Source organism: Streptomyces sp. NPDC050759 (assembly GCF_044456945.1).
Classification (GTDB): domain Bacteria; phylum Actinomycetota; class Actinomycetes; order Streptomycetales; family Streptomycetaceae; genus Streptomyces.
This window is the reverse complement of record NZ_JBITGI010000026.1, coordinates 63,315-84,201: the sequence shown is the minus strand read 5'-3', so window position 1 is coordinate 84,201 and position 20,887 is coordinate 63,315. Positions and strand designations below refer to the sequence as shown.

The following is a 20,887-nucleotide window of genomic DNA, read 5'->3' as shown; positions in this document are numbered from 1 at the left end:
CGTGAACCGACTCCCGCTCCAGGCCGTCCTGTTCGACATGGACGGCACGCTCGTCGACACCGAGCGGCTGTGGTGGGAGGCGGTGGAGCAGGTCGCCGGACGTGCCCTGACCGAGGCCGACCGGCCCGAGGTGCTGGGCCGTCCGGTCGAGTACACGGCCGCCTGGCTGGCCGCGATCACGGGCACGCCGGCCGCGGACCTCGCCGAGACCCTCCACCGGGAGTTCGCGGACCGCGTCCGCACCGGCATCGTGCCCCGCCCCGGCGCCCTCGCCCTGCTCGACGCCCTGGCCCGCGAGGGCGTCCCCACGGCTCTGGTGACCGCGTCCCCCCGGGCCGTCGCCGACACGGTGCTCGACGCGCTCGGTGCCGATCGCTTCGCGGTCTCCGTCACCGCCGATGACACGCCCCACACCAAGCCGGCCCCCGACCCCTACCTCGCCGCGTGCCGGGCGCTCGGCGTCGATCCGGCGGTCTGCGTGGCCGTGGAGGACACGGAGACCGGCGTCGCCTCGGCGGAAGCGGCGGGCTGCGCGGTGCTCGCGGTGCCCTCGCTCGCCCCCATAGAGGCCGCGCCCGGCCGGACCGTACGGGACAGCCTGGAGGGGGTCACCGTCGACAGGCTCCGCACCCTGCTGCCGTACCGGCTCCGCGTGATGACCTGGAACCTCTGGTACGGCGGCACCAAGGTCCGCGACCACCGGGCCAAGCAGCTCAAGGTCATCGCGGAGACCGACGTGGACGTGGTCGCGCTCCAGGAGACGTACGGCACCGCCGCCGGGGAACTCGCCGAGGCGCTCGGCTGGCACCACCACAGCGCGGGACCGAACCTCGGCATCATCAGCCGGCTCCCGATCACGGCCGTGCTGGGCGACCCGGACGTCGGTTTCTACGGGGCCGCCGGGGCACGGATCGCCGTAGGGGATCAGGAGGTCGAGGTCTGGACGGCCCACCTCGACGCCGAGCACTACGGGCCCTACGAGTCCGAGCCGCTCGCCCACGAGGAGGTGCGGACGGTGCAGCTGCGGGACACCCTGCGCCGCATCTCGGGCGCGGCGCCCGTCGTCCTCGCCGGCGACTTCAACAGCCCCTCCCACCTGGACCGGCCGGACGTCCAGTGGCCGGTGACCAAGGCCGCGGAGGAGGCGGGCTTCGAGGACTCCTACCGGCAGGCCAACCCCGATGCCGTACGGGACCCGGGTCACACCTGGTCGCCGGTCCACGCGCACCCGGAGCCGCAGGACCGGATCGACTTCGTCCTCCACCGGGGCCTGCGGGTTCTCGACTCGCGGACGTACGTCAGCGGTGCCCCGCGGGCCTGGCCGGACGTCGAGGACAACGACTGGCCGTCCGACCACGCCGCGGTGATCACCACATTCTCGCTGGGCAGCGGGCCCGGGACTGTCTAACATCGGTGCCATGACCTGGCGACATTGATCCACCAGCCGTGCCTCCCGAGGGCCGCCTCGGACGCCGTACCGACGACGTCCGAACCGCCCTTCCGGGAAGGCCTCATGACACTCTCACCCGCACGTGTGCCCGCGACCGGCGTCCGCCGGCTGACGACCACGCTGTACGGCTACGCGTTCCTCGACGACCTCGTCCTGCTCTACCCGGTGTACGCGCTGCTTTTCGCCGACACCGGCCTGCCGCTCTGGCAGATCTCCTCGCTGTTCGCCCTGTGGTCCGTCACGGCCGTGGTCCTCGAGGTGCCGTCCGGCGCCTGGGCCGACACCGTCTCGCGCCGCAGACTGCTGTGGATCGGCCCGCTGCTCACGGCCGCCGGCTTCACGCTGTGGGTGAGCGTCCCGTCGTACGGCGCCTTCGCGCTGGGCTTCGTCCTGTGGGGAGCCGGCGGCGCGCTCGGGTCCGGCTCACTGGAGGCCCTGGTCTACGACGAGCTGGAACGGCTCGGGGCCGCCGAGCGGTACGCGCGCGTGATGGGGCGGTCCCGGGCCGCCCGGCTGCTGGCCACGGTCGTGGCGATGGGGCTCGCCGGACCGGTCCTCGCGCTGGGCGGTTACGAGGCCGTGGGCGCGGCCAGCGTCCTGGCCTGTCTGCTGGCCGCGGTGACGGCGACCCGGCTGCCGGAACACCGGGCACCGGCCGAGAAGGGGAGCTCGCGCTGGGCGGCGACCCTGCGGGCCGGGGTCGCCGAAGCGCGCGGGGACCGGGCCGTCCAGGGCGCCCTGCTGCTCGTCCCGGCCGTCGCCGCGGTGTGGGGCGCGCTCGACGAGTACGTCTCGCTGCTGATCCGCGACCTCGGTGTGGCCGACGCGACCGTGCCCTATCTGGTCCTGCTGGTCTGGGCGATCGTCACCGTCGGCAGCCTGTTCGCCGGGCCGGCCGAACGTCTCGGCACCCGGGGCCTCGCCGCCCTCATCGCGGGCGCCGCACTCGCCCTGGCCGTGGGCGCCGGGGTCCGCACCCCCGCCGGCATCGTCCTCGTGGGCCTCGCCTTCGCGGGCTTCCAGCTGGCCGAAGTGCTCGCCGACGTCCGGCTCCAGCACCGCATCGACGACGCCCGCCGGGCCACGCTGACCTCCGTGGCGAGCCTGGGCACGGAACTGGTCACGGTCGCCGTGTTCGCTGTGTACAGCCTGCTCGGGGCGTCCCTGGCGCACAGCACGGTGTTCGTGATCCTGGCGGTGCCGTATCTGGTGACGGCGCTGGTGCTGGGCCGGGGCGGCGGCGCGCGCAACGAATCGCCGGGGGACCGCCCGCGCACGCAATGAAACGCTTACCGGCGCGCAACGGCTCCTCCTTGTCCGCGCTGGTGAGCCGCCCGTACCGTCTAGGTGGCCCCTCTCTGTGGCCCCCACAACCACCTTCCGCCCCGGTGAGGATCACGCATGCGCACCGCCCTGCTCCAGAGCTCCGGCCGCCCCGGCTCCGTCGAGGGGAACCTCAAGGTCCTCGACGAGGCCGCGGGCCGGGCCGCCGCCGCGGGCGCAGCGCTGCTGGCCGCGCCGGAGATGTTCCTCACCGGGTACGCGATCGGCGACGACATCGCCCGCCTCGGCGAGGCGGCCGACGGCGAGTCGGCGGACGCGATCGCGGAGATCGCCTCCCGGCACGGCGTCGCGATCGCCTACGGCTATCCCGAGCGGGCCGGCGGCTCCGTCTTCAACTCCGCCCAACTGATCTCCGCCGACGGCACCCGGCTCGCGAACTACCGCAAGACCCACCTCTTCGGCTGCTTCGAGCGCGACCACTTCAAGCCGGGCGAACAACCGGTCGTCCAGGCCGAGTTGGCCGGACTCACCGTCGGCCTCATGATCTGCTACGACGTCGAGTTCCCGGAGAACGTCCGCGCCCACGCCCTCGCCGGCACCGACCTCCTCCTCGTGCCGACGGCCCAGATGCACCCGTTCCAGTTCGTCGCCGAGTCCCTCGTGCCGGTGCGGGCCTGGGAGAACCAGATGTACGTCGCCTACGTCAACCGGGTCGGCCGGGAAGGGGAGTTCGATTTCGTCGGGCTCTCCACGCTGGCCGGCCCCGACGGGGTGGCACGGGCCCGCGCCGGACGCGGTGAGGAGGTGGTGTTCGCCGACGCCGAGCCCGCCCTGCTGGCCGCCTCCCGTGCGGCGAACCCGTATCTGACGGACCGCAGGCCCGGCCTCTACGGGTCCCTCGTCTGACCACTGACGTCACAACCGCCCCCATCGCTTCAAGGAGTCCGTACCCCCATGACGTCCACCGTGCCCAACGCCGTCGAGCACGCAGACGAGCAGCAGCCGCCGATCACCATGTTCGGCCCGGACTTCCCCTACGCCTACGACGACTTCCTCGCCCACCCGGCCGGTCTCGGTCAGATACCGGCGACCGAGCACGGCACCGAGGTCGCGGTGATCGGCGGCGGCCTTTCCGGCATCGTGGCCGCGTACGAGCTGATGAAGATGGGCCTCAGGCCGGTGGTGTACGAGGCCGACCGGATCGGCGGGCGGCTGCGGACCGTCGGTTTCGAGGGCCAGGGCACCCAGGGACTCACCGCCGAGATGGGCGCGATGCGCTTCCCGCCCTCCTCGACGGCGCTCCAGCACTACATCGACCTCGTCGGCCTGGAGACCCGGCCCTTCCCCAACCCCCTCGCGGAGGCGACCCCTTCGACGGTCGTCGACCTCAAGGGTGAGTCCCACTACGCCGAGACGATCGCCGATCTCCCGCAGGTCTACCGCGATGTCGCCGAGGCCTGGAACAGGTGCCTGGAAGAGGGCGCCGACTTCACCGACATGAACCGGGCCCTGCGCGAGCGGGACGTGCCGCGCATCCGCGAGATCTGGGCACGGCTCGTCGAGAAGCTCGACAACCAGACCTTCTACGGCTTCCTCTGCGACTCCGAGGCGTTCAGGTCCTTCCGCCACCGCGAGATCTTCGGCCAGGTCGGCTTCGGCACCGGCGGCTGGGACACCGACTTCCCCAACTCCATCCTGGAGATCCTGCGCGTCGTCTACACCGAGGCCGACGACCACCACCGGGGTATCGTCGGCGGCTCCCAGCAGCTCCCGCTGCGCCTGTGGGAGCGCGAGCCGGAGAAGATCGTGCACTGGGCCCAGGGCACCTCGCTCGCGACACTGCACCAGGACGGCGAGCCCCGCCCGGCGGTCACCCGTCTGCACCGCACGGCCGGCAACCGGATCACCGTGACGGACGCGCGCGGCGACATCCGCACCTACGCGGCGGCGATCTTCACCGCCCAGTCCTGGATGCTGCTCTCCAAGATCGCCTGCGACGACTCGCTCTTCCCGATCGACCACTGGACGGCGATCGAGCGGACCCACTACATGGAGTCCTCCAAGCTCTTCGTCCCGGTCGACCGGCCCTTTTGGCTGGACAAGGACGAGGACACCGGTCGGGACGTCATGTCGATGACGCTCACCGACCGTATGACGCGCGGGACCTACCTCCTCGACGACGGCCCGGACAAGCCCGCCGTCATCTGCCTCTCCTACACCTGGTGCGACGACAGCCTGAAGTGGCTCCCGCTGTCCGCGAACGAGCGGATGGAGGTGATGCTGAAGTCGCTCGGCGAGATCTATCCCAAGGTCGACATCCGCAAGCACATCATCGGCAGCCCGGTGACCGTCTCCTGGGAGAACGAGCCCTACTTCATGGGCGCGTTCAAGGCCAACCTGCCCGGCCACTACCGCTACCAGCGGCGCCTGTTCACGCACTTCATGCAGGACGGCCTGCCCGAGGACAAGCGGGGCATCTTCCTCGCCGGCGACGACATCTCCTGGACGGCCGGCTGGGCCGAGGGCGCGATCCAGACCGCGCTGAACGCGGTCTGGGGCGTCATGCACCACTTCGGCGGCGAGACCGACGCGACCAACCCGGGTCCAGGAGACGTGTACGACGAGATCGCGCCGGTCGAACTCCCCGAGGACTAGTGCCGAGGACTAGACCCCGGCGGCGCGCGCCTTCTCGTACAGCTCTGCGGCGACGTCCTTGAGTTCCCGGGCGTCCCGCGTCCCGCCCTGGAGGTCGAAGAAGAACTCCTCGAGGCCGATCCCGGCATGCGCGACCAGGTCCTCCACCATCTGGTCGACGCTGCCCTGGAAGGGGGCCCGGTCCGGGCCGTCGTACGCCTTCGGGGTGTACTGCGCGTTCACCCGGACCGCCGTCCGGATCGGTCGGGTACGGCCACGCTCGGCGGCGAGGTCGCGCAACTGGCGCCACTCCTCGGCGAGTCGCCGAGGTCCGGCCATGGCGATGGGCATCCAGCCGTCGGCCCGGTCGACCAGCCGGAGCATCGCCTTCCTGCTGAAGGAGGGCAGCAGGACCGGGATGGGACGGGCGGGTTTGGGGCCCACCTCGGCCGAGGCGATCCGCGTGTGGCGGCCCTCGTACCGCACCGGGTCCGGGCCCCACACGGCCCGGCAGACGTCGATGATCTCGTCCAGGACCCGGCCGCGCTCGGCGAACGGGCCCACGCCCGCGGCCGCGTACTCGTCGGTCGACCAGCCCGTGCCGAGGCCCGCGACGACCCGGCCGCCGCTCGCCGCGTCCAACGTGGCGAGCGACTTGGCCAGTTGGAACGGGCCGTGCAGCGGGGCCACCAGGACGCTGGTGCCGAGTTCGGCCCGCTCGGTGGCCGTGACGGCCAGTGTCAGCGTGACCAGGGGCTCCGGGACACCGCGGTACTGGTCGGGCCAGGGGACCCCCTCCATCCCGCCGAGGCCCTGCGTCGGCGGGTCCGGGAACAGGGCGCGTTCGTAGACCCAGAGACTGTCGTAGCCGATCCGCTCGGCCGTGCGCGCCACGTCGGGCACGTCACGTCCGAGGTCGTACTGCCGTGCTTGGGGAAGGCTCAGTCCCAACCGGATGGCCATGCGTACGCTCCTTTGCGTCGGTTCGCATCGGGCGGTTCGCCGGCCAACGTAACCCGGACACGCGGGAGTTGGTTCAGTCCGGCAGCGGAGTGAGCAGCATGCGGCCCGCGAATCCCACCGCCGTGTCCAGGCGCTCGGTGAACTCCTCGGCCACGTCGGGCAGTCCGCGCAGCGCCCACAGGGCCCGTGCCGCCGTCCAGGTGGCCTCGCGGGCGCGCTCCAGGCTCCAGGCGCCGAGCAGATGGGTGAGCGGGTCGGCGATCTGCAGGAGATCGGGGCCCGGCATCAGATCTTCGCGGATGCGCTCCTCCAGCGAGACGAGGAGATCACCCACGCGGTCGAACTCGTCCTCCACGTCCGCGGGTTCGCAGTCGAGGCTACGACAGGTGTCCACGACGGCGAGCGCCAGGTCGTGGCCGATGTGCGCGTTGATGCCCGCCAGCGCGAACTGCAGGGGACGTACGCCGGGATGACGGCGGAACTGGAACAGGGGCCGCCAGCACGCAGGCGGACGGCGTTCGCGGGCGACCGCGTCCACCGCCGCGAGATAACGCTCGGCGAACCGCACGTCCAGCGTGATCGCGGCCCGGGCGTCCGCGAACCGGCCTCCGTCGACGCACCGGTCGACCGCCTCGGTGACGGCGAGGTAGACGCGGTTGAAGACCGCTACGCCGTCCCGGTCGGGCAGGTCCTCCTCCAGCGCGCGCATACGGAGGACGACCGCGTCGAGGGGAGTGGTGAACTGTTCCAATTGCGCCATAACGGCAGGGTCCCAGTCCTAGGCTGGCCGGGGTACCGGCGGGCCCGACGCTTCCCCAGAACGGGGGAACGTCCCCGCCGCGCGAGGGGGGATCGACACGGTGTCAGGCCTACGTGCCCAGCGGCTGGCCGCGCGCCGGGCCGCACGCCGACGCGCCATGGGCCGCGGCGCGATGGTCGCGGCGGCCTCCGTGGTGGTCGCCGTCGGCACCGCGACCGGGATGCTCTCCGCGCTCGACGACCGCGGCGGCTCCGACGAGGCGCGGCCGGGACTCGTCAGCGACTCGCCGAGCCCGGACTTGCCGCCCGTCGTACCGCCGGCGTCCGCGCCGGCCGCGCCCTCCGCCTCCGCCTCTGCCTCGCCCTCGGCGAAGGTGAGCGCGTCCCCGTCCCCCAAGAAGGCGAGCCCCGGTTCCACGAAGGCCCGGACCAGCACCGCCACCCGCCTCTACCGCCACCCCTCCTCCCAGGTGCTCGACTGGGTGCGGGACAACCCGCACGACCGGCGTGCCGCTGTCATAGAGTCCCGGATCGCCGACCGGCCGGCCGCGGTCTGGTTCGCCGACTACACCCCGGCGACCATCACGTCCAGGGTCCGCGCGGTCACGTCGGGCGGTGCCGCGCAGGACCGGGTCCCGGTGGTCGTGGCGTACGCGATCCCGGACCGTGACTGCGGCGGCGCCTCCCAGGGCGGGGCGCCGGACCTCGGGGCGTACGACGCCTGGATCGACAGGTTCGCCGCGGGGCTCGGCTCCGGCGAGGTCGTCGTGGTCCTGGAGCCCGACGCGATCGCCCAGTCGGACTGTCTGTCGGCGGCTCAGCGGGCTGACCGCTTCGCCTCGCTGGCCCGCGCGGGCCGGGTCCTGAAGGCCGCGAACCCCGGGGCACGCGTCTACTTCGACGCCGGTCACTCCGGCTGGCGTCCGGCGGCCGAGCAGGCGGCCCTGCTGAAGCAGGCGGGGGCCGCCTCGGCCGCCTCCTCCGACGGGATCTTCAGCAACGTCTCCAACTTCCACACCACGGCTGCCGAGATCGCCTACGACCGGCAGATCCTCGACGCCCTGGACGGACCGCCCGGCCTGGGCGCCGTCATCGACACCAGCCGCAACGGCAACGGTGCCCCGCCCGACGGCGAGTGGTGCGACCCGGCCGGCCGGAAGATCGGCCGGGCACCGACCCTGGACACCGGCGAGCCGGGGATCGACGCCTACCTGTGGGTGAAGCTTCCGGGGGAATCGGACGGCTGCAAGGGCACACCGGGCACGTTCAGCCCGTCGTACGCCTATGACCTGGCCTCGCCCTAGAGCGACGGGACCCGGTGGGGCCCCGCGCCCCGGAGCGACGGCTTCAGGACCGTCGGTCGGGAACCGGTGCCGCCGTGGGGCTCAGCTTCGGTCGGTCGCGGTCTCCGGCGCGCAGGACGCCCGCGAAGGCGACGAGACCGCCGGCCAGGACGGTCACCAGGACGAAGGAGACCGTCAGGTTGGTGGCCTGGGCCACCCCGCCCAGCAGGCTCGGCGCGATGAGCCCCGAGGTGTAGGTGATGGTCGCGACGCCCGCGATCGCCTGGCTCGGATTGGGCCCGCTGCGCCCCGCCGCCGCGAAGCACAGCGGCACGACCACCGCGATGCCGAGACCCATCAGGGCGAAGCCGGTCATCGCCACCGCCGGATGGTCCGCGAGGACGATGAGCAGTCCGCCGCCGGCGGCCAGGACACCGCCCAGGCGGACCGTGCGGACCGATCCGAAGCGGTTGACCACGGCGTCGCCCGCGATCCGGGCCACCGCCATGGTGAGCATGAACCCGGTCGTGCAGGCGGCGGCGAGTCCCGCCGAGGAGTCCAGCCGGTCCTTGAGATAGACCGCCGACCAGTCCAGGCTCGCCCCCTCCGCGAACACCGCGCAGAAACCGACCGTACCGATCAACAGGGCGGACTTCGGGGGCAGCGCGAAGCGGGGCGGCGGCTCCTCGTCGGCACCGGCCTGCATGTCGAGGACCCACCGGCAGGCCAGCACGCCGAGCACGGTGAGGCAGGCCGACGCCAGCGCGAAGTGCACGCGCGCGTCCGCGTCCAAATGCGCGGCGAGCGTGCCGCCCGCCGAGCCGAGAAGCGCACCCGCGCTCCACATGCCGTGCAGCCCGGACATGATCGACTTGCCCAGCTGGTTCTCCACCTCGACGCCCAGGGCGTTCATGACCACGTCGGCCATACCGGCGCTCGCGCCGTACACGAACATCGCCAGGCACAACGTGTAGAGGTTGGGCGCGAGCCCGGGCAGCACCAGGGACAGCGTCCACAGCACGATCAGCCCGCGCAGGGCCGCCCGGCTGCCGAAGCGGTGGCTGACCCGGGCGGCCAGCGGCATCGCGCAGGACGCGCCGAACGCCGTGAAGGCCAGGGCGAAGCCCAGCTGACCCGCGCCCACCGAGGCGTGGTCCTGGATCCACGGCACCCGCGTCGCGAACGAACCGGTCACGGCCCCGTGCACGGTGAAGACGGCGGCCACGGCGTACCGGGCCCGCCGTACCTCTGCCGACGCGCGCACCACATCGCTCATTGTCGGGCCCCTCCCCGGATCCTCGTCGTCCCGTTGCTGCCGCCGTAAACTATCAGGAACCCTGCCTGATAGATAGCGCACTTTCGGCACTGCGGATCTGAGAGGATTCCCGGCATGCCCGCATCCCCGAGCACCGCCCGGGCCATCAATGACCGGCTCGCCCTGCGACTGCTCCAGCAGGAAGGCCCGCTGACGGCAGGGCAGTTGAAGCAGCTCACCGGACTGTCCCGGCCGAGCGTCGCCGACCTCGTCGAGCGCCTCGCCGCCGCCGGACTGATCGATGTGGTCGGGGAGTCGGGGGAGCAGCGCCGCGGCCCCAACGCCAGGCTGTACGGGATCGTCGCCGACCAGGCCCACCTCGCGGCTCTCGACGTCCGCACCGAGGGTGTCTCCGTCGTCGTCTCCGACCTGCTCGGCCGGGTGCTGGCCGAGGCGTCGGTGCCCATCGGAGGGGACACGGGGACCGGGCCCGCGGTCGAGCGGGCGGTCACGCTGGTCGAACGGGCGGCGAAGGAGGCGGGCGTGCCGGATCTCCACACCGTCGGCATCGGCGCCCCCGGCCTCATTGACCCGGCCACCGGCGAACTCCGCGACTCCGGCGGCCTGCCCGAATGGCACCGGCGACTGGTGCTGGCGTTGCAGGAGCGGCTCCCGAAGACGCGGATCCACGTCGAGAACGAGACCAACCTCGCGGCACTGGCGGAACAGCGCGACGGGGCGGCCCGGGACCGGGACACCTTCGTCCTGCTGTGGCTGGGTCACGGCACGGGCGCGGCGGTCGTCCTGGACGGCACCCTGCGCCGGGGCGCGTCGGGCGGCACCGGGGAGATCGGTTTCCTGCCGGTGCCGGGGACGGTGGGGCTGCCGTCCGCGGTGGACTGTGAGGGGGGCTTCCACTCCCTCGCGGGCTCGGCGGCGATCGTGCGGCTGGCGGAGCGGTACGGGCCGGCGGTCGAGGCGGACGGGCACGAGCCGCCGGCCGCGCGCGTGGTGCGGGAGGCGGTGGCCGGGGGCTCGGCGGACTTCCTCGACGCCCTCGCGGACCGCCTGGCCATAGGAGTTGCGTCGGTCGTGGCCATTCTCGACCCGGGCTGCCTGGTCCTGGGTGGCGAGGTGGGCCAGGCCGGCGGGGTGGACCTCGCGGCACGGGTGGAGAGCCGGGTCCGCCATATGTCACCGCTGGCCACGGAGGTGAGAGCGAGCACGCTGGGCGGAGCAGCGGTCCTGCGAGGAGCCCTGCTCACGGCGAGGGACAGGGCTCAGGACGACGTGTTCGCACCCCGCTAGGGCCGCGGGGCCCGCAGGTGGTCCAGTCACCGAGGGCGAAGACCCGGCGGCGGGCAAGGGCCGTCGTCACCGCCGCCGGGCCCGTCTCTACGGGTGTCCACGCAGGACGACCCTAAAAAGGACTAGACCAATAGTCAATGGATCTGCGCCATCCGCCACTTGGGAGTGCGGTCCGTAAATGTCCATCGGTACTGTCTGTGAGCCACCCCACACCCTTCGTCCAGATGGACGTCGATCAGGCGTGGCACACTGGCTCTGTACCAGAAGCAGCGCACTCCGGGGTCGGTGAAAGTCCGAACCGGCGGTTACAGTCCGCGACCCGGCCGCTTCCAGCGGCCGGTTGACCAGGTGAAATTCCTGGACCGACGGTTAAAGTCCGGATGGGAGGCAGTGCGCGGCGGGCGGGCATTCGTGCGCGCCGCCGTATCGGTCCGTCCTTCGGGACGGGTGCGTCCGGCGTCGCCCCCGGTGTCCCTGCTCGTTCATTCTGTCGTCATCGACAGCCCCGGAGTCCGTGCCCCGATGTGGCAGGAGGACCCGGGAAGTGTTCACCGGAATCGTCGAAGAGCTGGGCGAGATCACCGCCGTCGAGAACCTCGGCGACGCCTGTCGCTTCCGACTGCGCGGCCCCGTCGTCACCGAGGGCGCGAAACGCGGGGACTCCATCGCCGTCAACGGCGTCTGCCTCACCGTCGTCGACCACGAGGGCGACGAGTTCACCGCCGACGTCATGGCCGAGACCCTCGACCGATCGAGCCTCGGCGCCCTGGGTGTCGGCTCCCGCGTCAACCTCGAGCGCCCCACCGCCGTGGGCGCGCGCCTCGGCGGGCACATCGTGCAGGGGCACGTGGACGGCACCGGCGAGGTCCTGGAGCGCAAGCCCTCCGAGCACTGGGAGATCATCAAGATCTCGCTGCCCGCGGACCTCGCGCGCTACGTCGTGGAGAAGGGCTCCATCACGGTCGACGGCATCAGCCTCACCGTCGTGGACGCCGGTCCCGACTACTTCACCGTCAGCCTCATCCCCACCACCCTCGCCCTGACCACGCTCGGCCTCAAGCAGCCGGGCGCCCCGGTCAACCTCGAGGTCGACGTCGTCGCCAAATACGTCGAGCGCCTGCTCGCGAGCGGTCAGGGGGCGGGAAAGTGAACTCCCTCAACACCGAGGCGTTCACCCTGTTCGGCCAGCACATCCTCTGGTCGGACATGATCGGCAACATCCTCGGCCTCATCGCCCTCGCCCTAGGCTGGCGACGCAACCTGTGGAGCTGGCCGGTGCAGTTCGCCTCCGGCCTCATCCTCTTCGGCGCCTTCTACGGGCACCTCACCGGCAGCGCAGGCAAACAGGCCGTCGTCATGGTCGTCGCGCTGTACGGCTGGTGGCAGTGGAACCGCAAGAAGGGCGAGTCCGGCGACGGACACATCGCCCCCCGGTTCGCCACCTGGCGCGAGCGGGCCGCCATGGTCGGCGCCGCCGCCGTCGGCACCGTCGCGGTCGCCCTGCTCTTCAAGGCCTACCCGACCCTGTCCTGGGACCCCTGGCCGGACGCCTACATCTTCGTCGGCACCGTCGTCGCCATGTACGCCCAGGCCCGCGGCATGGTCGAGTTCTGGTTCGCCTGGCTCCTCGTCGACCTCGTCGGCGTCCCGCTGAACTTCGCCAACGGCTACGCCTTCTCCGGTTTCGTCTACGTCATCTACGGCGCGCTCGTCCTGTGGGGCATGCGCGACTGGTGGCTGCGCTCCCGTGAGTCCGCACAGCCCGCCCTGGAAGGAGCGCCGGCATGACCGCCGCACCGATTCTGTACAGCACCGACGGCTTTGAGGACTTCGCGCTGGACCCGGTGGAGCAGGCCATCGCCGACATCGCGGCCGGCCGCCCCATCGTGGTCGTCGACGACGAGGACCGCGAGAACGAGGGCGACCTGGTCGTCGCCGCCGAGAAGGTCACCCCCGAGATCGTCGCCTTCATGATGAGCGAGTGCCGCGGCCTGATCTGCGCCCCCATGGAGGGCGACGAACTCGACCGGCTCAAGCTGCCGCAGATGGTCGACGACAACACCGAGTCGATGAAAACGGCGTTCACCGTCTCCGTGGACGCGTCCGGTGCCCACGGTGTGACCACGGGGATCTCGGCCTCCGACCGCGCGACCACGCTCCAGCTCCTCGCGAGCGGCGCCGCCGAGCCCACCGACCTCGTCCGGCCCGGCCACATCTTCCCGCTGCGCGCCAAGAACGGAGGCGTCCTCACCCGCAACGGCCACACCGAGGCCGCCGTCGACCTGGCCCGGCTCGCGGGACTGCGTCCGGCCGGAGCGATCGTCGAGATCGCCGGCGAGGACGGCCGGATGCTCCGGCTGCCCGAGCTGATCCCCTTCGCCCGCAAGCACGGCCTGACGATCATCTCCATCGAGGACCTGATCGCCTACCGCCGGAGCAGCGAGCCCACCGTCCGCCGCGAGGCCGAGACCCGGCTGCCCACCGCCCACGGCACCTTCAGGGCGTACGGCTACCGCTCCACCGTCGACGGCGTCGAGCACGTCGCCCTGGTGCACGGCGAGATCGGCGACGGCGAGGACGTCCTGGTCCGCGTCCACTCCGAGTGCCTCACCGGCGACATCTTCGGCTCCCTGCGCTGCGACTGCGGCCCCCAGCTCGACGCCTCCCTGGAGCGCATCCAGGCCGAGGGCAGGGGAGTGGTGGTCTACCTGCGCGGCCATGAGGGGCGCGGCATCGGCCTGCTCTCCAAGCTGCGGGCGTACGAATTGCAGGAACAGGGCCACGACACCCTCGACGCCAACCTGGAACTCGGCCTGCCCGCCGACGCCCGCGACTACGGCGCCGGCGCGCAGATCCTTCAGGATCTCGGCGTCCACAGCCTGCGCCTGATGACCAACAACCCCGACAAGTCCGACGCCCTCCTGCGGCACGGACTCAAGGTCACCGGCAGGGAGCCGATGCCCGTACAGGCGGGCGAGCACAACCTCCGCTACCTGCGCACCAAGCGGGACCGGATGGGCCACGACCTGCCCTGGCTGGACACGGCCCCCACGGCGTCCGTGTCCACCTGCAGCAACCAGTAGCACAAGCACTTCGAGGAGACTGAAGAACGTGAGCGGCAAGGGCGCACCGGAGCTGTCCGTACGCAACGTGGGTGACCTGCGGGTCGCCGTCATCGCGGCGCAGTGGCACGAGAAGGTGATGGACGGACTGGTGGACGGCGCCCTGCGCGCCCTGCACGACCTGGGCATCGACGAGCCGACCCTGCTCCGGGTCCCCGGCAGCTGGGAGCTCCCGGTCGTCGCCAAGGTCCTCGCCGGCCGCGGCTACGACGCGATCGTCGCGCTCGGCGTCGTCATCCGCGGCGGCACCCCGCACTTCGAGTACGTGTGCCAGGGCGTCACCCAGGGCCTCACCCAGGTCTCCGTGGACACCGGCGTCCCCGTCGGCATGGGCGTCCTCACCTGCGACACCGAGGAACAGGCCCTGGACCGCGCGGGCATCGAGGGCTCCAACGAGGACAAGGGGCACGAGGCGGTGACCGCCGCGGTGGCCACGGCGGCCACCCTCCGCTCAGTATCTGAACCGTGGCGTTAGGTGGTGCGGGCTTACGCGTAAAGTGGGCGCCACCATGTCCAATAAGACGTTCGAGGAGCTCTTCACCGAGCTCCAGCACAAGGCCGCCAACGGCGATCCCGCCACGTCCCGCACCGCAGAGCTGGTCGGCAAGGGCGTCCATGCCATCGGCAAGAAGGTCGTCGAAGAGGCCGCCGAGGTCTGGATGGCCGCCGAGTACGAGGGCAAGGAGGCGGCCGCCGAGGAGATCTCGCAGCTGCTCTACCACGTCCAGGTGATGATGGTCGCGCGCGGGATCTCCCTCGACGACGTCTACGCCCACCTGTAAGCCACCCGCCGCAACAACCCCTCAGAGCAAAGGAAGCCGACCTCATGCTGCGCATCGCCGTCCCCAACAAGGGTTCCCTGTCAGGCCCCGCGGGGGAGATGCTGCATGAGGCCGGCTACCAGCAGCGCCGCGAGTCCAAGGAACTGCGGATCGTCGACCCGGTCAACGACGTGGAGTTCTTCTACCTCCGCCCCCGGGACATCGCGATCTACGTCTCCTCCGGCCAGCTCGACATCGGCATCACCGGCCGCGACCTGCTGATCGACTCCGGCGCCGACGCCGAGGAGATCCTCCCGCTCGGCTTCGCCCGCTCCACCTTCCGCTTCGCGTCCAAGCCCGGCGAGGCGAGCGGCGTCGAGGACCTGAAGGGCAAGACGGTCGCCACCTCGTACGAGGGGATCGTCGCGGGGCACCTCGCCGATCACGGCATCGACGCCTCCGTCGTCCACCTCGACGGCGCCGTCGAGACCGCCATCGAGCTCGGGGTCGCCGAGGTCATCGCCGACGTCGTCGAGACCGGCACCAGCCTGCGCAACGCGGGCCTGGAGGTCTTCGGCGAGCCCATCATGAAGTCCGAGGCCGTCGTCATCCGCCGCACCGGCGCCGACGGCGAGGAGGCCTCCGAGTCGAAGGTCCAGCAGTTCCTGCGCCGCCTCCAGGGCGTCCTCGTGGCCCGGACGTACGTGATGATGGACTACGACTGCCGCGTCGAGCAGCTCGAGAAGGCCGTCGCGCTCACCCCGGGCCTCGAGTCCCCGACCGTCTCCCCGCTGCACAACGAGGGCTGGGTCGCCGTCCGCGCGATGGTCCCCGCCAAGGAAGCGCAGCGGATCATGGACGACCTGTACGACATCGGCGCGCGGGCCATCCTGACGACGGCCATCCACGCCTGCCGTCTCTGAGGGGCGCCCCGCAGATGTCCTCCGAACTGCCCACCCTTCCCGTCACGTTCCGGCCGAGCCGCACGCGCGTGGTGCTGCTCACCGCGGGCGTCGCCATCTTCGTGACGATCACGGTGATCGCGCTGCTCCTCGAGCAGCTGGGACCCGGCGAGCGCCTGAGCTTCATCGTCACGGCGGCCCTACTCGCCGGTGTGCTGTTCCTGCTGGCCAGGGTGAAGGTCGTCGCCGACGAGTCCGGTGTCACCGTCCAGAACATCGCCGGCCGGCGGCATCTGGAATGGGCCGAGATCATCCAGGTGAACCTCCGACCGGGCGATCCGTGGGTGTTTCTCAACCTCAGCGACGGCACCAGCCTGCCCGCCCTCGGCATCCAGCCGGGGATCGCGAAACAGCAGGCCATCGCCGACGCGAGGGCCCTGCGGGCGCTCGCCGAGGCCCGCTCCACAGCCCGCTCCGACGAAGATCAGGGCTGACTCGGGGGCTTCCACCCTGCCGCAGTCGGCCATGTCTTGATTAATCTGTTGGCGGAGGCGTTTTCCTTGCGCCTCCGCCTCTCGTTGTTCCTGCTACCCGAGGAGTGACTCCCTCCAGCGATGGACGGATCGTCCTGTAGTACCTGCGCCGTCCCCTCCCGGCATATCGAGGCGGCGGCATGACCATCCCCTTGCTGCTTCTCGGAGCGGCGTTCCTGCTGATTCTCGCCAACGGCTTCTTCGTGGCGGCCGAGTTCGGCCTCGTGACCGTCGAGGCCACGGATGCCGAAAGGGCCGCCGCGGAAGGCGACCGGCGGGCCCGTCGGGTCGCCGACTCGCTCAAGGAGCTGTCCTTCCAGCTCTCCGGCACCCAGCTCGGCATCACCATCACCTCACTCGTCGTCGGCATGCTCGCCGAACCGGCGCTCGCGGAACTGCTGCACGGCCCGTTCACGGCCATCGGCGTCCCCGGGGGCGCGGTCTCCGGCGTGGCCGTCGTCGTCGGCATGCTGCTGGCCTCCGCCGTGCAGATGGTGATCGGCGAGCTTGTGCCCAAGAACTGGGCGGTGTCCAAGCCGATGCAGGTCGCCCGCTTCGTCGCCGGCCCGCAGCACGCCTTCGCCCGGCTGTTCCGGCCGGTGATCGCCGCCCTGAACGCGGTCGCCAACCGCCTCGTTCGCGCGCTCGGCATCGAGCCCGCCGACGAACTGGCCTCCGCCCGCACCCCCGGCGAGCTCGTCTCCCTGGCCCGGCACTCGGCCCAGGCCGGCACCCTGGAACAGGACACCGCGGACCTCTTCGTGCGCACCCTGTCGCTCGCCGAACTGACCGCTCAGCACGTCATGACCCCCCGCGTGAAGGTCAGCTCGCTCCAGGCCTCGGCCACCGCCGAGGACGTCGTCAACCTCACCCGCGCCACCGGCCTGTCCCGCTTCCCGGTCTACCGCGAGAAGATCGACGAGATCGTCGGCATGGCCCACCTCAAGGACGCCCTGGCGGTCCCCGTCCAGGACCGTCTGCGCACCCCCGTCTCCCGCATCGCCCGCCCGGCCCTGCTGGTGCCCGAGACACTCCCGGTCCAGCCCCTCCTCGCCCAGCTGCGCAGTGAGCAGCCCATCGCCGTCGTCGTCGACGAGTACGGCGGCACGGCGGGCGTGGTCACCCTGGAGGACATCGTCGAGGAGATCGTCGGCGAGGTCCGCGACGAGCACGACGGACAGGACGTCCCCGAACTCGCCGCCGTCCCCTCGGAGGACGGCCGCCTCACCTGGGACGCCGACGGCAGCTGCCGGGTCGACATCCTCCAGCGCATAGGCCTCGACGTGCCCGAGGGGCCGTACGAGACCGTCGCCGGGCTGGTCGCCGACCTGCTCGGCCGCATCCCCGCCGTCGGCGACCGGGCCGAGCTGCCCGGCTGGCGGCTCACCGTCCGCCAGGTCGGGCACTACCGCGCCGAGCGGGTCCGCCTGGTCCGCCTGGTCCCCGCGGTCAACGTCATGGAGGCCGCCCGATGAGCGTGCTCCAACTCCTCTTCGCGGCGCTGCTCGTGCTCGCCAACGGGTTCTTCGTCGGCGCCGAGTTCGCCCTCGTCTCCGTGCGCCGCAGCCAGATCGAACCGCTCGGCACCGCGCGGGCCCGACAGGTGCTGTACGGCCTCGAGCGGCTCCCGCAGATGATGGCGGCGGCCCAGTTCGGCATCACGGTGTGCTCGCTGACGCTCGGCGCGGTCGCCGAACCGACGGTCGCGCACCTGCTGGAGCCGGTCTTCGAGTGGATCCACGTGCCGCACGGCGTGATCCACCCGCTGGGGTACGTCATCGCCCTGGCCGCGGTGGTCTTCTTCCACCTCGTCATCGGAGAGATGGTCCCGAAGAACCTCGCGATGGCGGCCCCGGAGAAGGTCGCGCTGTGGCTCAGCCCCGGCCTGGTCTACTTCGCCCGCCTCTGCAGGCCGATCACCCTCGCCCTCGGCGCCTGCGCCCGGGCCATCCTGCGGCTCTTCCACGTCGAGCCCAAGGACGAGGTCGAGGCCGTCTTCACGAGCGAACAGCTGAACCGGCTGGTCGAGGACTCCGGCCAGGCGGGCCTGCTGGACCCCGAGGAACAGGAACGCCTGGAGGACGCGCTGGAACTGGGCTCGCGCCCGGTGACGGATGTGCTGCTGAAACACGAGTCCCTGGTGACGGTGCGTCCCTCGGTGACCCCGGGCCAGATCATCGAGCTCACCGGCCGTACCGGGTACTCGCGCTTCCCGGTCGCCGCGGAGAACGGCGCGTTCATGGGGTACCTGCACGTCAAGGACGTACTGGATCTGGAGGACTCGCAGCGGGCGGTGCCCCAGCAGATCTGGCGGCCGATGACGAAGCTCAGGTCCGACCTGCCGCTGGATGACGCGCTCACGGTGATGCGGCGCGCGGCCACGCACTTGGCCCAGGTGGCGGACGGGTCCGGCAAGGTGCTGGGTCTGGTCGCGCTGGAGGACGTGCTGGAACTGCTGGTCGGTGAGGTACGGGACCCTGCGCACCGGGAGCTGCCGGAGGTTCGGGTGACCGAGCCCCGTAGCAGCGAGGAGGCGCTGGCGTCGTAGTTCGGCTTCGGGCCGGTGGGGGCATGCCCAGCTGTACCCACTGCTTTTAGGGGCGCGGGGAACTGCGCGACAAGCCCCCACCGGCCCGCAGCCGACGAACTACATCGCCGACGGATCCTGCGGCCCCCGCCCCGACAGAACCTCCCCGTACGCCTGCATCAGATCCGGCAGCCGCAACGTCGACAAGTCGTCCCGGCTCAGCATCCCCGGATACGTCGACAACCGAAGATCCCGATACGCGCAGCTCTTCTCGTACAGCGTGCGCAGGAACCGCCCGTTGCCCAGTTCGTCGATCCACCCCTGGTCCACCACGTGCCCGGCGATGGAGCGCAGCTCGTCCAGCGCCTCCTCGTCCCAGACGTCGCCGTTCTCCGCCGCCAGCACCTCGCCGATGGAGGTGAGTTCGAGCGGGCGGTACGAGGGGAAGTCGACACGGGTCGTGAAGCGGGACGACAGCCCGGGGTTCGCCGCCAGCAGGCGGTCCATGCCCTCCGGATAGCCCGCCAGGATCACGACCAGGTGGTCTCGGTTGTCCTCGGCCCGCTTCAGCAGCACCTGGAGCGCCTCGTCGCCGTACGCGTCCCCCTTGCCGTAACCGGAGTTGGAGAGCGAGTACGCCTCGTCGACGAAGAGCACCCCGCCGAGGGCCGAGTCGATGAGTTCGTTGGCCTTCACCGCCGTCTGGCCGAGGTACTCCCCGACCAGATCCGCCCGCTGCGCCTCGACGAGATGGTCACCGCCGAGCAGTCCGAGGGCGTAGAAGACGCGGCCCAGGATGCGGGCCACCGTGGTCTTACCGGTGCCGGAGGGGCCGGAGAAGACGAAGTGACGCTTGGGCGGCTGGACGGGCAGGCCCTGCCCGGTGCGTAGCCGGGCCATGTTCAACTGGGCGGAGAGCGCCTTGACCTGGCGCTTCACCGGTTCCAGCCCCACCATGCGCTCGAGTTCGGTGAGCGCCTCCTCCAGTAAGACGGGATCGGTGGGTCCCGCGGGCAGCGGCCCCACGGGTGGGCCGGACCTCTCGCGTCCTGCCGGGTCGGTCATCGAGGGCAGGGGACCGGTCGGCGGCTCCGGATCGGAGAGCTTCAGCTCCCGCCCCTCGATGCCGAACAGCGGATCCATCCCGTCGGGCCCCTCCAGCATGTCCTGCCCGAACCCGGTGAGCGTGATCGCCGCGAGGTCGGCGGAGTCGTCGTACCCGTCGCCCTCGGCGATCGCGGCGAGCCGGGCCGAGGTGTCCATGAAGGCGGGGTCGACGCGGTGCACGGCCCGGTACAGCGGGAGGGCGGCCGCGGACCGGCCCGTGCCCTCGTGCGCCCTGGCCAGCCAGTACCGCAGCTCCTTGCGCTGGGGCTGTTCGCTGCGGCAGCGCATCAGGGCCGCCGACAGCAGCGGTTCGGCCTGGCCGTACATCTCCAGGCGGACCCGGGCCATGCCGCCGAACAGTCCGGCCTCGATGCCGAGCATGGCGTCGTCGATCAGCGGGTCGGTGTGCCGGACCAGTTGTTCCCAGTCCTTGACGAGATAGGCACGGCAGGCGTGCAGGAAGCGGACCTGGTGGTCGGTGTCCACCGGGGGCAGACTCGCGAGGGCCCGGTCCAGTTCGGGGACGTGGCGGCCGTCCAGCCAGTGCGAGGCGTGCGCGAGGAGCAGGTCACGCGGGCTCTCCAGCACCGGTTGCACCCACCAGCCCAGCCAGTACCAGGAGTTGAGGGTGCGCCGGTGCCGGGCGCGCTGTTCGCCGAAACGCTCGCGGTGCCGGAACATCCGCAGCAGCGCGGTCGTCGTGTCGACGCGCAGCGCGTGCAGTCCGAGCCAGCCGTCGGCCATCCCGGGATCGATCCGCACCGCGGCCCGGAACTCCTCCTCGGCCTGCGGATAGGCGCCCATCGTGTAGGCGTCCACACCTCGCAGCCAGGCGAGGTCGGCCGGGGCCTCGGGGCCCTGCGTGCCGAAATCCATCACGTCCCCCACAAACCGTGCCCCCGTGGTTTCACCACCGGGCCGACGCCCGGTGGCCGCCTTCGTCCAACCGCTGTGCCGCGGACCGGAGTTGCAACGGTGCGCAGAGCAGTCGTCCGTAGG

The 20,887-nt window shown here is 71.5% G+C and carries 19 protein-coding genes and 1 riboswitch; of the genes, 15 read left to right on the top strand and 4 right to left on the bottom strand.

Annotation, left to right across the window (positions count from 1 at the left end):
- The first annotated feature begins 1 nt into the window (after position 1).
- The 4 genes from ACIBJB_RS44215 to ACIBJB_RS44200 all read left to right on the top strand — a co-directional run bounded on the left by ACIBJB_RS44215 (position 2) and on the right by ACIBJB_RS44200 (position 5,389).
- Positions 2-1,408: an HAD-IA family hydrolase gene (locus ACIBJB_RS44215; RefSeq protein WP_398939821.1), complete on the top strand. Its 1,407-nt coding sequence runs from the start codon at positions 2-4 to the stop codon at positions 1,406-1,408.
- Between the two features lie 105 nt (positions 1,409-1,513).
- Positions 1,514-2,734 (top strand): MFS transporter, encoded by a 1,221-nt coding sequence (locus tag ACIBJB_RS44210; RefSeq protein ID WP_398939820.1) that lies wholly within the window; start codon positions 1,514-1,516, stop codon positions 2,732-2,734.
- Positions 2,735-2,851: 117 nt separating this feature from the next.
- Complete coding sequence (locus tag ACIBJB_RS44205) at positions 2,852-3,640, top strand: carbon-nitrogen hydrolase family protein (RefSeq protein ID WP_398939819.1); 789 nt, start codon at positions 2,852-2,854, stop codon at positions 3,638-3,640.
- Between the two features lie 48 nt (positions 3,641-3,688).
- Positions 3,689-5,389, top strand: coding sequence for a flavin monoamine oxidase family protein (locus ACIBJB_RS44200; protein ID WP_398939818.1), 1,701 nt, complete (start codon positions 3,689-3,691; stop codon positions 5,387-5,389).
- Between the two features lie 9 nt (positions 5,390-5,398).
- Here ACIBJB_RS44200 and ACIBJB_RS44195 read toward each other — a convergent pair whose 3' ends face one another.
- Positions 5,399-6,331 (bottom strand): LLM class F420-dependent oxidoreductase, encoded by a 933-nt coding sequence (locus tag ACIBJB_RS44195; protein ID WP_398939817.1) that lies wholly within the window; start codon positions 6,329-6,331, stop codon positions 5,399-5,401.
- A 73-nt stretch (positions 6,332-6,404) separates the two neighbouring features.
- On the bottom strand, positions 6,405-7,091 hold the full coding sequence (locus ACIBJB_RS44190) for a DUF5995 family protein (protein ID WP_398939816.1): 687 nt from the start codon (positions 7,089-7,091) through the stop codon (positions 6,405-6,407).
- Between the two features lie 157 nt (positions 7,092-7,248).
- Here ACIBJB_RS44190 and ACIBJB_RS44185 point away from each other — a divergent pair, with 157 nt between their 5' ends.
- A complete protein-coding gene (locus ACIBJB_RS44185; protein WP_398939845.1) occupies positions 7,249-8,394 on the top strand; it encodes a glycoside hydrolase family 6 protein in 1,146 nt (381 codons plus the stop codon).
- 43 nt (positions 8,395-8,437) lie between these two features.
- On the opposite strand, the gene ACIBJB_RS44180 is transcribed toward ACIBJB_RS44185, so the two are convergent.
- Positions 8,438-9,649, bottom strand: a complete 1,212-nt coding sequence (locus ACIBJB_RS44180; protein ID WP_398939815.1) for an MFS transporter — start codon at positions 9,647-9,649, stop codon at positions 8,438-8,440.
- Positions 9,650-9,763: 114 nt separating this feature from the next.
- Between ACIBJB_RS44180 and ACIBJB_RS44175 the strand changes: the two genes are divergently transcribed.
- The 10 genes from ACIBJB_RS44175 (at position 9,764) to ACIBJB_RS44130 (ending at position 18,802) form a co-directional block, all read left to right on the top strand.
- Positions 9,764-10,936 (top strand): ROK family transcriptional regulator, encoded by a 1,173-nt coding sequence (locus ACIBJB_RS44175; RefSeq protein WP_398939814.1) that lies wholly within the window; start codon positions 9,764-9,766, stop codon positions 10,934-10,936.
- A gap of 267 nt (positions 10,937-11,203) precedes the next feature.
- Positions 11,204-11,334: riboswitch (FMN riboswitch) on the top strand.
- Between the two features lie 146 nt (positions 11,335-11,480).
- Complete coding sequence (locus ACIBJB_RS44170) at positions 11,481-12,086, top strand: riboflavin synthase (protein ID WP_398939813.1); 606 nt, start codon at positions 11,481-11,483, stop codon at positions 12,084-12,086.
- A complete protein-coding gene (locus ACIBJB_RS44165; RefSeq protein ID WP_398939812.1) occupies positions 12,083-12,724 on the top strand; it encodes a nicotinamide riboside transporter PnuC in 642 nt (213 codons plus the stop codon). The genes ACIBJB_RS44170 and ACIBJB_RS44165 overlap by 4 nt, the downstream gene beginning before the upstream one ends.
- The gene (locus tag ACIBJB_RS44160; RefSeq protein WP_398939811.1) at positions 12,721-14,019 is read left to right on the top strand and encodes a bifunctional 3,4-dihydroxy-2-butanone-4-phosphate synthase/GTP cyclohydrolase II; all 1,299 of its coding nucleotides are present in this window, start codon (positions 12,721-12,723) and stop codon (positions 14,017-14,019) included. The genes ACIBJB_RS44165 and ACIBJB_RS44160 overlap by 4 nt, the downstream gene beginning before the upstream one ends.
- A 28-nt stretch (positions 14,020-14,047) precedes the next feature.
- Positions 14,048-14,533 (top strand): 6,7-dimethyl-8-ribityllumazine synthase, encoded by a 486-nt coding sequence (gene ribH, locus ACIBJB_RS44155; protein WP_057614122.1) that lies wholly within the window; start codon positions 14,048-14,050, stop codon positions 14,531-14,533.
- A 34-nt stretch (positions 14,534-14,567) separates the two neighbouring features.
- Positions 14,568-14,840 (top strand): phosphoribosyl-ATP diphosphatase, encoded by a 273-nt coding sequence (locus ACIBJB_RS44150; RefSeq protein ID WP_020117406.1) that lies wholly within the window; start codon positions 14,568-14,570, stop codon positions 14,838-14,840.
- 44 nt (positions 14,841-14,884) lie between these two features.
- On the top strand, positions 14,885-15,742 hold the full coding sequence (gene hisG / locus ACIBJB_RS44145; RefSeq protein WP_398939810.1) for an ATP phosphoribosyltransferase: 858 nt from the start codon (positions 14,885-14,887) through the stop codon (positions 15,740-15,742).
- A 14-nt stretch (positions 15,743-15,756) separates the two neighbouring features.
- Complete coding sequence (locus tag ACIBJB_RS44140) at positions 15,757-16,215, top strand: PH domain-containing protein (RefSeq protein ID WP_398939809.1); 459 nt, start codon at positions 15,757-15,759, stop codon at positions 16,213-16,215.
- A gap of 179 nt (positions 16,216-16,394) precedes the next feature.
- Positions 16,395-17,729, top strand: a complete 1,335-nt coding sequence (locus tag ACIBJB_RS44135; RefSeq protein WP_398939808.1) for a hemolysin family protein — start codon at positions 16,395-16,397, stop codon at positions 17,727-17,729.
- Positions 17,726-18,802, top strand: coding sequence for a hemolysin family protein (locus tag ACIBJB_RS44130; RefSeq protein WP_398939807.1), 1,077 nt, complete (start codon positions 17,726-17,728; stop codon positions 18,800-18,802). Before ACIBJB_RS44135 ends, ACIBJB_RS44130 begins: the two co-directional genes overlap by 4 nt.
- 99 nt (positions 18,803-18,901) lie before the next feature.
- On the opposite strand, the gene ACIBJB_RS44125 is transcribed toward ACIBJB_RS44130, so the two are convergent.
- Positions 18,902-20,764 carry an AAA family ATPase gene (locus tag ACIBJB_RS44125; protein WP_398939806.1) on the bottom strand — a complete coding sequence of 621 codons (1,863 nt, stop codon included), beginning with the start codon at positions 20,762-20,764 and terminating at the stop codon, positions 18,902-18,904.
- Between the last annotated feature and the right edge of the window lie 123 nt (positions 20,765-20,887).

What these genes read in the sequence shown, in the direction of transcription:
- ACIBJB_RS44195 (WP_398939817.1), bottom strand. Translation starts at nt 6,331, where the DNA reads ATGGCCATCCGGTTGGGACTGAGCCTTCCCCAAGCACGGCAGTACGAC.
- ACIBJB_RS44205 (WP_398939819.1), top strand. Translation starts at nt 2,852, where the DNA reads ATGCGCACCGCCCTGCTCCAGAGCTCCGGCCGCCCCGGCTCCGTCGAG.
- ACIBJB_RS44200 (WP_398939818.1), top strand. Translation starts at nt 3,689, where the DNA reads ATGACGTCCACCGTGCCCAACGCCGTCGAGCACGCAGACGAGCAGCAG.
- ACIBJB_RS44150 (WP_020117406.1), top strand. Translation starts at nt 14,568, where the DNA reads ATGTCCAATAAGACGTTCGAGGAGCTCTTCACCGAGCTCCAGCACAAG.
- ACIBJB_RS44210 (WP_398939820.1), top strand. Translation starts at nt 1,514, where the DNA reads ATGACACTCTCACCCGCACGTGTGCCCGCGACCGGCGTCCGCCGGCTG.
- hisG (WP_398939810.1), top strand. Translation starts at nt 14,885, where the DNA reads ATGCTGCGCATCGCCGTCCCCAACAAGGGTTCCCTGTCAGGCCCCGCG.
- ACIBJB_RS44130 (WP_398939807.1), top strand. Translation starts at nt 17,726, where the DNA reads ATGAGCGTGCTCCAACTCCTCTTCGCGGCGCTGCTCGTGCTCGCCAAC.
- ACIBJB_RS44140 (WP_398939809.1), top strand. Translation starts at nt 15,757, where the DNA reads ATGTCCTCCGAACTGCCCACCCTTCCCGTCACGTTCCGGCCGAGCCGC.
- ACIBJB_RS44185 (WP_398939845.1), top strand. Translation starts at nt 7,249, where the DNA reads ATGGGCCGCGGCGCGATGGTCGCGGCGGCCTCCGTGGTGGTCGCCGTC.
- ACIBJB_RS44180 (WP_398939815.1), bottom strand. Translation starts at nt 9,649, where the DNA reads ATGAGCGATGTGGTGCGCGCGTCGGCAGAGGTACGGCGGGCCCGGTAC.
- ACIBJB_RS44190 (WP_398939816.1), bottom strand. Translation starts at nt 7,091, where the DNA reads ATGGCGCAATTGGAACAGTTCACCACTCCCCTCGACGCGGTCGTCCTC.
- ACIBJB_RS44160 (WP_398939811.1), top strand. Translation starts at nt 12,721, where the DNA reads ATGACCGCCGCACCGATTCTGTACAGCACCGACGGCTTTGAGGACTTC.
- ACIBJB_RS44135 (WP_398939808.1), top strand. Translation starts at nt 16,395, where the DNA reads ATGACCATCCCCTTGCTGCTTCTCGGAGCGGCGTTCCTGCTGATTCTC.
- ACIBJB_RS44175 (WP_398939814.1), top strand. Translation starts at nt 9,764, where the DNA reads ATGCCCGCATCCCCGAGCACCGCCCGGGCCATCAATGACCGGCTCGCC.
- ACIBJB_RS44125 (WP_398939806.1), bottom strand. Translation starts at nt 20,764, where the DNA reads ATGGATTTCGGCACGCAGGGCCCCGAGGCCCCGGCCGACCTCGCCTGG.